This window comes from Brevibacillus massiliensis, assembly GCF_000311785.1.
Taxonomy (GTDB): Bacteria; Bacillota; Bacilli; order Brevibacillales; family Brevibacillaceae; genus Brevibacillus_C; species Brevibacillus_C massiliensis.
In genome coordinates this window covers 1-7,243 of sequence record NZ_HE978555.1, presented here as the reverse complement: position 1 = coordinate 7,243, position 7,243 = coordinate 1, and the positions used below count along the sequence as shown (strand labels likewise).

General features: G+C 52.1%; 10 protein-coding genes. 3 read left to right on the top strand and 7 right to left on the bottom strand.

What is annotated here, in order from left to right; genetic code table 11:
- Positions 1 to 24 precede the first annotated feature (24 nt).
- The 4 genes from HGBM_RS24715 to HGBM_RS24700 all read right to left on the bottom strand — a co-directional run bounded on the left by HGBM_RS24715 (position 25) and on the right by HGBM_RS24700 (position 2,954).
- Complete coding sequence (locus HGBM_RS24715) at positions 25 to 642, bottom strand: 3D domain-containing protein (RefSeq protein ID WP_019123760.1); 618 nt, start codon at positions 640 to 642, stop codon at positions 25 to 27.
- A 119-nt stretch (positions 643 to 761) separates the two neighbouring features.
- Entirely contained in the window at positions 762 to 1,022 is a 261-nt protein-coding gene (locus HGBM_RS24710; RefSeq protein WP_019123759.1) for a YuiB family protein, read from the bottom strand.
- A gap of 188 nt (positions 1,023 to 1,210) precedes the next feature.
- Complete coding sequence (locus tag HGBM_RS24705) at positions 1,211 to 1,687, bottom strand: NUDIX hydrolase (RefSeq protein WP_019123758.1); 477 nt, start codon at positions 1,685 to 1,687, stop codon at positions 1,211 to 1,213.
- 76 nt (positions 1,688 to 1,763) lie between these two features.
- On the bottom strand, positions 1,764 to 2,954 hold the full coding sequence (locus HGBM_RS24700) for an NAD(P)/FAD-dependent oxidoreductase (protein ID WP_019123757.1): 1,191 nt from the start codon (positions 2,952 to 2,954) through the stop codon (positions 1,764 to 1,766).
- A gap of 350 nt (positions 2,955 to 3,304) precedes the next feature.
- Between HGBM_RS24700 and HGBM_RS24695 the strand changes: the two genes are divergently transcribed.
- Positions 3,305 to 4,312 (top strand): NAD(P)/FAD-dependent oxidoreductase, encoded by a 1,008-nt coding sequence (locus HGBM_RS24695; RefSeq protein ID WP_019123756.1) that lies wholly within the window; start codon positions 3,305 to 3,307, stop codon positions 4,310 to 4,312.
- A gap of 130 nt (positions 4,313 to 4,442) precedes the next feature.
- Positions 4,443 to 4,724: a hypothetical protein gene (locus HGBM_RS24690; protein WP_019123755.1), complete on the top strand. Its 282-nt coding sequence runs from the start codon at positions 4,443 to 4,445 to the stop codon at positions 4,722 to 4,724.
- Here HGBM_RS24690 and HGBM_RS24685 read toward each other — a convergent pair.
- The 3 genes from HGBM_RS24685 to HGBM_RS24675 all read right to left on the bottom strand — a co-directional run bounded on the left by HGBM_RS24685 (position 4,714) and on the right by HGBM_RS24675 (position 5,883).
- Complete coding sequence (locus tag HGBM_RS24685) at positions 4,714 to 5,109, bottom strand: hotdog domain-containing protein (RefSeq protein WP_019123754.1); 396 nt, start codon at positions 5,107 to 5,109, stop codon at positions 4,714 to 4,716. The two genes, HGBM_RS24690 and HGBM_RS24685, sit on opposite strands and share 11 nt — an antisense overlap.
- A gap of 93 nt (positions 5,110 to 5,202) precedes the next feature.
- Positions 5,203 to 5,556, bottom strand: a complete 354-nt coding sequence (gene erpA / locus HGBM_RS24680) for an iron-sulfur cluster insertion protein ErpA (RefSeq protein WP_019123753.1) — start codon at positions 5,554 to 5,556, stop codon at positions 5,203 to 5,205.
- Positions 5,557 to 5,661: 105 nt separating this feature from the next.
- On the bottom strand, positions 5,662 to 5,883 hold the full coding sequence (locus tag HGBM_RS24675; RefSeq protein ID WP_019123752.1) for an aspartyl-phosphate phosphatase Spo0E family protein: 222 nt from the start codon (positions 5,881 to 5,883) through the stop codon (positions 5,662 to 5,664).
- 236 nt (positions 5,884 to 6,119) lie between these two features.
- On the opposite strand from HGBM_RS24675, the gene mqnE reads away from it, so the two are divergent.
- A complete protein-coding gene (gene mqnE, locus HGBM_RS24670) occupies positions 6,120 to 7,226 on the top strand; it encodes an aminofutalosine synthase MqnE (RefSeq protein WP_019123751.1) in 1,107 nt (368 codons plus the stop codon).
- The last annotated feature ends 17 nt before the right edge of the window (positions 7,227 to 7,243 follow it).

The following is a 7,243-nucleotide window of genomic DNA, read 5'->3' as shown; positions in this document are numbered from 1 at the left end:
ATGCCAGGTGACAGCGGGTTTTCGCTATTCTTGCTCCACAGGGCGGGCCATGGCTGCAATCCCCTTTTCATGCAGGGCTTGCAGCATCGGTTCGGTAAGCTTTCCCTCGCCTTTTTGCACCAGGTACACATCTACCGTCTTCTTGCCCCATTGGCTGAAAACATCTTTGGTCGTTTCAAAATACAGGTCGATCTTGTTGCCGCGGATCGCTCCCCCCTTGTCGGCAACGACGCCAAACCCGTAACCGGGTATGTACAGGATCGTGCCAAGCGGAAACACCCGAAGGTCAGCCGCTATCGTCGAGTACTTGTCGCGGCGCACCTTTACCCCCGAGTACGTGATGCCGTAAGCGGGATGTGACGGTTTCTTTCCAGTCGATTCATACCCGGCCGTATACCCTGTCGCTACTACCTGAATCTTTGGATACTGGCTCAGGATAAGTCCCTCTACTTCCTCCTGCCGGTTCGCCGGATGATAAGAGCTGGCCGACACCGTGCGCTTTTTTACGACTTGAGAACCCATGCGGGTCTGCTTTATTCCATATTGATCATGTACCCCTAACTCTGTAAATCCAAAAGAAGCAAATCCAGTCAAAGCAACGATAAAAGCGGTCATTACGCTAATACCCAGCTTCCAGTTCATGCTTCATGAACCTCCTCTCGTCTCTAGTAATGTCCAGAAACGAGGGATATATACATCATTTGATAGAATGAAAAAAGAGAGACGCTAGAGCGCCTCTCCGATTTTGCTAGAATCATCCATTAAAACATGCGGTAGCCTTTTTTTCGCAGCGTTTGGATCGTCCATCCGCTCACGACCGAACCCGCTATGCCAAACGCCAAAATGATGATGTCCACAAGGCCGGGAACAATCTTATTGTAAACCAATGCCCCGATGATCACGCCAAATGCGATAACGACAGGCAGCCAGGTGGTGCGCAAAATCATATTTATGATAAATCCGATGCCGAATGCCAAGACAGTAAACAACACAATCGAAACGAGAAACTGTAAAATGTTCATTTTGCCTGACCAACCTCCGAATGAAGTTCTCTCCACGATTAGTGTAGCGAAAAGTACCCGGGCGGTCAACGAAACCGGAGACGATCTGCCGCAGCATATGTGTCAACTGTGTGTCAAAAACCGGAAAACAAAAAGAGCAGCAGCGATACTTGCAGTTTTTCCGCGGCTGCGTTCCTTGGTATTGTGCGTTATGAAAATATTTTGTAGTCGGTATAGCCAAACACCGGATCAGGCTGATACCTTCTCCCTTGCAGAAAGTGGGCCATATGCGGGATTTGGGGCAGAATAATTCTCAGGTATTCTGTCGCCAGCGGATTCGTACTCAACTCTTCGATCGGCATAAATTGGGCTGTTTCAATCTCCCCTGGCTGCGGCCGCGGCGTGCCGCTCACGTAATCCATCAGGAATATCACCATGTTGTCACTGATTTCGTCCCGTATGACGCCTGTTCGAATCGCCACCACCTGCCGAACCCTGGCTTCGATCCCCGTCTCTTCCTGCACTTCGCGGACAGCGGCCTGATCGACCGTTTCACCAGGGGCGACAAAGCCAGCCGGAAAAGACCATTTCCCCTTCATGCCGCCGTACGTCTTCTTTACAACCAGCGCCTCGTCCCCTTTCACGACGATCCCGGCAGCCGCCAGCCAGACTTTTGATTCACGCATACAGTCCCTCCTTCGCCAGATACAAAACCACCTCGGGAAGCTTCCCGGGGTGGCTGTCTGCAAGTTTCAGTCGCGTTTACAGTTTTACTTTCGAGAGGGCAAGGCCTACGCCGCCGATTTTGTACAGATAGCGCAGATCGCTCGCCTTTTTCATCAGGGCAGCACTGGTGCCGAACAGCTTCTTGGAGCCGACTACGCCGATGCCTTCTCCCTTGCCGAGGGAAGCCAGCGTCCCTTGCAGCGCCGGTACGAACGGCTTTAACTCGGCGTTGCGCAGCAGGTTTGCCAGGTTCTCTCCGCAGTTTTCCCCCTCTTGTACAGCGATTTGCGCTGTAGGCGGATAAGGGCGGCCTTGATCGTTGAAGATCAGGGCGCAGTCGCCGACGACAAACACGTTGTCGTATCCGGGAGCACGCAGGAATTCGTCTACCTTGATCCGTCCGCGCATGACCTCGAAGCCGGATTTCTCTACCACTTCGTTGCCGCGAACGCCGCCGGTCCAAACGACAGTGCCGGCTTTGATCTCTTCGCCGTCAGCCAAAATGATCCCTTCCGGCGTGCACTGCTTGATCGGCGTGCCCAGTCTGAACTCGATCCCTTTGCGAGTAAGGACTTCCATCGCGTAATCAACCAGTTCCTTGTCAAAGCCAGGAAGTGCAGTCGGTGCCGCTTCCACGTTGTAAATCTTTACGAGGTTCGGGTCTACATCGAACTCTTTGCACAACTCAGGAATACGGTCAGCCAGTTCGCCGCAGAATTCGGTTCCGGAGAAGCCCGCCCCGCCGACGACGATCGTCAGGTAGTCGGTCCGATGCGGTTCGCTGTTGTAGGAAGCAAACTTGTACTCGATATGTTCGCGAATCTGGCGGACAGAGTTGATGCTGCGAATGCTGAAGGCGTATTCTTTCAGGCCTTCGATGCCGAATGTCTCCGGTGAGCTGCCGAGGCCGATGACCAAGTAGTCGTAAGCGAGCTCACGTCCGTCTTCCAGAGTGACCGTCTGGTTCTCCGGTTGGATGCTCTTTACCACGCCTTTGACGAATTTGGTCTTGTTTTTGTCGATAATCCGGCTGAGATCCACGCGCGCGTGATCGGCAGGCGCCGTGCCAGCGGCCGGCTCATGCAGCCAGGTTGTGATGTAGTGATAGTCGTGCTTGTTGACCAGCGTCACTTCCGCTTCATTGTAGTTCAATTTCTTTTCCAGCTGCAACGCTGTCAGAATTCCGCCGTACCCTGCACCGAGAATTAAAATCTTCGGCGTGCTCATGTTGTATCCCTTCCATTCCTTTTACTTTTTCACTCTGTCTGCTTGGCCCTTTTCACTTAAACTTGGTATGATTACGTTGCCCATTTGGACAAAAGGATAAAGATAACAACTATTGCCGAAAAAAATGTGAAAAAATGCACAAACATCGACAGAAATAATTCACAAACTTTTCATTTCACATCTATCATAGAAGGATTCAACGTTTTTTGCAAGTGATTTCTTGCACAAGTTCAAACGTTTTCGGTCGATTCGTATTATTTTGAAACGCGCTTCCTTTCTTGAATCAGGATGTTTATAATAGGAAGGGTGCATAAAACATTATTGGACTTTGTTTTCGGAGGTGCTGGGCATTGAGTATTCTCAAAAAAGACGAGCAAGTATACGACATTACGATTATCGGAGGCGGTCCTGCCGGCTTGTTCACTGCGTTTTACGGCGGAATGCGCCAAGCCAGCGTTAAAATTATCGAAAGCATGCCGCAGCTTGGCGGACAGCTTGCCGCACTCTACCCGGAAAAATTTATTTACGATGTCGCCGGGTTCCCCAAAGTAAGAGCCCAGGAACTGGTTGAGGGCTTGAAACAGCAGATTGCTCATTTTAATCCGACCATTTGTCTCGAAGAAAAAGTTGAGAATGTCGCCAAACGTGAAGATAATGTTTTTGAGATTACCACCGACAAGGGCATCCACTACGCCAAGGCGGTCATCATCACCGCGGGTGTAGGCGCCTTCGAGGCACGCAAGCTGGATCATCCCGATGCCGCCAAGTATGAAAAGAGCAATTTGCACTACTTTGTGACCGATCTGAACTCGTTTAAAGGCCAAAAGGTCCTGATCATGGGCGGAGGCGACTCCGCTGTTGACTGGGCTTTGATGCTGGAGCCGATCGCAGCGGAAGTCACGTTGATCCACCGCCGCGAAAAATTCCGCGCTCACGAACACAGCGTGGAAACCCTGATGGCTTCCCGGGTCAATGTCTTAACCCCGTATGAGATCACGGCACTGGAAGGAGATGAACAAATCCGCCGCGTTACGATCCAAAACAACACGACCAAAGAGGAAAAATCCTTTGACGTGGATGCGGTGATTGTCAACTTCGGCTTCGTCTCCTCCCTGGGTCCGATCAAAAACTGGGGGCTGCAGCTGGACAAGGGAGCAATCGTGGTCAACACGAAAATGGAGACAAGCATTCCCGGCATCTACGCAGCGGGCGACATCGCCACCTATCCAGGGAAAGTCAAATTGATCGCAGTCGGCTTTGGCGAAGCCCCTACGGCAGTCAATAACGCGATCGGCTACATCAATCCGGATGCGAAGCTTCAGCCGGGCCATTCCTCCAGCATGGATTTCGGCAAGTGACAATACCGCCCCACCGGCAGGAAACGCCCGGCAGCCATCTGCTTCGGGCGTTGTTTGTCCGGTTGGTGCATACAAAGGCAGTGACTGGTACAGCATAAAGGACAAACCGACTGAAGAGGTGGATGTGGCGATGGACTCCATGTGCCCCGTTTGCAATGGCTTTACGGCCATGCAGGCTACCTGTCCGGCCTGCAATCAGATGATTCAGGATGCCGGCAGACTCTCTGATTTATTCGGGAAATACAGCCCGTATCGCCCGATCGACGCGCTCAAACAGACGAACGGCATCGCCCACGATCTCGACGACCGAACATGTGTTCACGTCGGGTGGTGTCCCGCTTGCCGCGAAGAGTTTTTATACCACATCGGAGAATGGACCGGCATTGACCCCGCCTGGCACACTATCGAATAGACTGTTCCTCCTCGGACTGCTTGATCACTCCCTGAAAAGAGCCCTCCATTACTTTCCCGCCATCCTGGTTGTAACACGCAAACACGGAGGCGATCCTGATCTTCGCCGTTTGCCGCTCATACTGGGTAATTGTCGCTTCACACCGTATCACATCGCCCGTATAAACCGGGCGCAGGAAGGTAAACTCCATGTTGCGGGCGAGAACGTTGAGATCGCCGCCGAGCTTCGTCGGCAGTGTAGCCGTGAGCAGTCCCTGGACGACCAAACGGCCGCAATCGTCAGGGATTGTATGATGCCGGCCCCAATCTCCCGAGAGTTCGGAAAAATTTTTGACATCACTTGGGGTAAAGCTCCTTTCCCAGGAAATGACATCTCCCACTTTCATACCCTTCCCCCTTCCAAGTCGTTCACTGAAAAAAAACTCCCCGGCTGTGCGTCTTGGCTGCACAAACCGAGGAGATTTTATCTGCCTATATCCTTAACATTCGCTCGGCTGCCCGGCATCTTCCCTGGTACGGAAAGAAGAACCGCAGCCGCAGCTGGCGATGGCGTTGGGATTGTTGATGGTGAATCCGCCGCCCATCATCGATTCCTTGTAGTCGATTTCTGTTCCTTTGATGTATTTAAAGCTGTCAGCGTCAACGACAATCTTAATGCCTTGTTCTTCGATCGTATGGTCCCCTTCACGCATCTCTTCGTCGAATCCCATACCGTAAGTAAACCCGCTGCAACCACCCGGGTGAACCCCTACACGCAGAAAGAGGTTTGGATTGTTTTCAGCGGCCAGCAGTTCCTTTACCCTTGCGCCGGCTGTTTCAGTCAAATGAATCATCGTTATCCCTCCTCGTGTACAGCCTTCAACAAAGCCTTGATTCGTTACGGCCCTACCTCTTTAGTATACAAGGAAAACGGAAAACCAACAAGGTACCCGTGCACTTCACGCGAAGGCAGCCCGGGCTTCCAGAATAAAAAAGCTGTTTTGCCCGCGCCTTTGCAGCTTCTTTTTGGATGCAAGCTCCAGCTCCATAAAAATATTGTGCAGCTTATCGATCTCTTGACTGTACCGGAGGACATCTGGGTGATCCATGCCGAATTCCGCGGCAATTTCCATCATTTGCTGTCGAAGGAGTTCGATTTTTTCAAGCAGCCACTCTCTCATTTTTTCATCCTCCTTTTTCTGTTTGGATTTGGAATAGTCCCCATTACGACAATTATACAAAAGTTAAGGGGCATCCACAAACGCGGCCGGCACATCCCGTGGTTCGAACCTCGTCGATAATTCTGACGCTTTTTATTTGTGTTGTGAGACCTGGCGAAGCGATTTATAATGACAGATGACGAAAGGACTGCAGAAAGCCATACAGCTGGATTTTAAAACAAAGGGAGATGAATGTGTTGTCCATTCTTGCTCTTACCACCCAGGACGAAGCGCTTAAGGGAATTGTGGAAAAGGTCATTCACGGTGAAAGACTCAGCCTGGAGGACGGTTTAGCCCTGTACCAATCAGACGATCTGATGACGATCGGCCAGCTCGCCAACATCGCCAACCAGAGGAAAAACGGAAACAACGTCTATTTCATTCACAATTTGTATATCAACCCCACCAACGTCTGTGAAGCGCACTGCAAATTCTGCGGATTTCGCCGCGACGCCGGCGAAGACGGCGCCTACACGATGAGCACCGACGAACTGCTGCATTACGTCGAGACCCGCTTCAGACCGGGCATTCGAGAATTTCACATCGTCGGCGGACACAATCAGCACGTCGGTTTTGATTACTATGTAGAGACTGTACGGACCCTGAAAAAAGCCTACCCTGACGTAACCATCAAGGCGTACACCGGAGCCGAGATCGAATTCTTCAGCCGCCTTTCCGGACTCAGCATCCGCGAAGTGCTGCAGGAGTTGATCAACGCCGGCCTGGAATCGCTGACCGGGGGCGGAGCGGAAATCCTGACTGAGCGTTACCGCGAGAAGATGAGTCCGGAAAAAGCTTCCACAGACCTTTGGCTGGAAGTTCACCGGACCGCCCATCAACTGGGGCTGCGCACCCACTCGACCATGCTGTACGGCTCGATTGAGACGCTGGAAGAGCGGCTGATCCACATGATCCGCATTCGCGAATTGCATGACGAGACAAATGGCTTTTTGGTCTTCATCCCGCTGGCTGTTCAGCCGATCAAAGCTTCAGCCGGCATCAAGCGCCGCACCTCGGCCATCGACGACCTGAAGACAATCGCCATCAGCCGCCTGATGGTAGACAACGTGCCGCACATCAAGGCCTACTTCATCAACATCGGCACGCAGTTGACACAGGTGGCGCTGACCATGGGTGCTTCCGACGTGCACGGCACCTTGATCGAAGAACGCATCAGCCACGCTGCAGGCGCTCTTACCCAGCAATCCCTGACCGTCGACGAGCTCGTCTGGCTGATCAAGGGGGCCGGGCGCAAGGCGATTGAACGCGACACGTTCTACAACGTCATTAAAGAGTATGAGTAAAACGCTTCGAAAAAAAA

Bases quoted from the DNA above. Each gene is read 5' to 3' on its own strand.
- HGBM_RS24710 (WP_019123759.1), bottom strand. From the start codon at position 1,022: ATGAACATTTTACAGTTTCTCGTTTCGATTGTGTTGTTTACTGTCTTG.
- HGBM_RS24700 (WP_019123757.1), bottom strand. From the start codon at position 2,954: ATGAGCACGCCGAAGATTTTAATTCTCGGTGCAGGGTACGGCGGAATT.
- erpA (WP_019123753.1), bottom strand. From the start codon at position 5,556: ATGATTCATTTGACTGAAACAGCCGGCGCAAGGGTAAAGGAACTGCTG.
- HGBM_RS24685 (WP_019123754.1), bottom strand. From the start codon at position 5,109: ATGAAAGTGGGAGATGTCATTTCCTGGGAAAGGAGCTTTACCCCAAGT.
- HGBM_RS24690 (WP_019123755.1), top strand. From the start codon at position 4,443: ATGGACTCCATGTGCCCCGTTTGCAATGGCTTTACGGCCATGCAGGCT.
- HGBM_RS24675 (WP_019123752.1), bottom strand. From the start codon at position 5,883: ATGAGAGAGTGGCTGCTTGAAAAAATCGAACTCCTTCGACAGCAAATG.
- HGBM_RS24715 (WP_019123760.1), bottom strand. From the start codon at position 642: ATGAACTGGAAGCTGGGTATTAGCGTAATGACCGCTTTTATCGTTGCT.
- HGBM_RS24705 (WP_019123758.1), bottom strand. From the start codon at position 1,687: ATGCGTGAATCAAAAGTCTGGCTGGCGGCTGCCGGGATCGTCGTGAAA.